2 protein-coding genes are annotated in these 1,500 nt (G+C 54.0%); both read right to left on the bottom strand.

What is annotated here, in order from left to right; translation table 11 throughout:
- Positions 1 to 461 (bottom strand): hypothetical protein (locus WA354_RS08175; RefSeq protein ID WP_472812511.1); only part of this gene is annotated, 461 nt, incomplete at its 3' end.
- Positions 462 to 635: 174 nt separating this feature from the next.
- Entirely contained in the window at positions 636 to 1,424 is a 789-nt protein-coding gene (locus tag WA354_RS08170; RefSeq protein ID WP_472812510.1) for a glycosyltransferase family 2 protein, read from the bottom strand.
- Positions 1,425 to 1,500: the final 76 nt, after the last annotated feature.

Below are 1,500 nucleotides of genomic sequence, written 5' to 3'. Positions count from 1 at the left end.
CCTGTGCGGAGGATGCTCTCAATCCAATTGACTCGAGCGCTGTAATCCAGGATGGTAACGCTGGCGTAGAGATTGTGGTTGCTCTGGAAGTCGATCACAGAAAAGATCACGACGATCATCCAGCCGATCGCGACGAGCATCGCCGAACCGCCCAGTGGCTGCCATCCAAATTTCCACCTTTCACCGGAATGGCGCAATTGAAGGTATTCCCTGCCAAGGATAACGAGGCAGGCCACGGCGCTTGCGAGAAACAATGTCAACACGGCTGCGAGGGAAAAGAACCTGTAGATCAGCGTTGCAGAAACGGCGGAAACCGCCATCGACAACGGCACGCTCCAAAAGAAGCGCTCGACGAGCGACCGCGCCCGGAAGTTGTGCAAGTTAGTGATCCAGCCGGCAAGGTATCCGGTACAAAAAGTCACAGGAAGAAATGCGGGAACCGCCAGGAGACTGCCTGCCATTTGATCCGCAGTTATGGAAGAAAAATAGAGAATATTGCCCTCCTCAGCGTTTTAACCGACATTCCAATGAGCGGCTTTCCCAGGAGAGCTCCCGCTGCACGCTCAAGGGTTGCTGAATTGGCGAGAGGCGAAATGATGCTCGCCTCGTCCTCGCCGACCTCGGCGTTTCCTCTCTTAGGACCGGTGGGCATATTCGGAATAGTACTGTTGATTAACTTTTCTTCCGTTGGCATCGAAGCGTGCCAGATGAATGAGGCCCATTTTGTGCGCTGCGTAGCTGAGGGTCGTGGCAAGAACACCTAGTCCGTATTCCACGCTGCGTTTGAAGTTGATCGATGATGCCTCTTCAAAGTACTTCGTCGGGCAGGAGATTTCGCCGATGCGGAAATCGAACATCACGGCCTGGGCGATCATCTGGTTGTCGAAAACAAAATCATCAGAGTTCTCTAGGATGGGGAGCGTCTCGAGCAATTGTCTCGAGAAGGCACGGAAGCCGGTGTGATATTCCGACAGTTTGACTCCTAGAAATAGATTCTGGAATGCGGTCAGAAATCGGTTCGAGACGTATTTATACAGCGGCATCCCGCCTCTCAGCGCACCGCCGCCAAGAATGCGCGAGGCAAGCACCATGTCGTAGACACCGCTGGCGATCATGCCTGCCATCGCCGGAACCAGGGATGGTGTGTACTGATAGTCGGGGTGAACCATCACCACAATATCGGCGCCAGCAGCAAGGGCTTCGCGATAGCAGGTTTGCTGGTTGCGGCCGTATCCGTAATTGGAGTCATGAACAAAAGTGTGCACGCCCAGCTGCTTGGAGAGTGCGACCGTCTTGTCTTTGCTTGAGTCATCGACAAGGATCTTGATGTCGACCAGGTCGGACAATTCGCGCACCGTCATCTCCAACGTCTTTTCAGCGTTGTAAGCTGGCATGACCACCGCGATGCGCTTTCCGTTAATCATCGATTCACCACCAGTATTCCGCTATTGTCGCCCAAGATGAGCCTCATTGTGCGTTGGGAGTTACCTGCTCCGACAC

This window comes from Occallatibacter sp. (genome assembly GCF_049802275.1).
GTDB lineage: Bacteria > Acidobacteriota > Terriglobia > Terriglobales > Acidobacteriaceae > Telmatobacter.
This window is presented reverse-complemented; position numbering and strand designations above follow the sequence as displayed.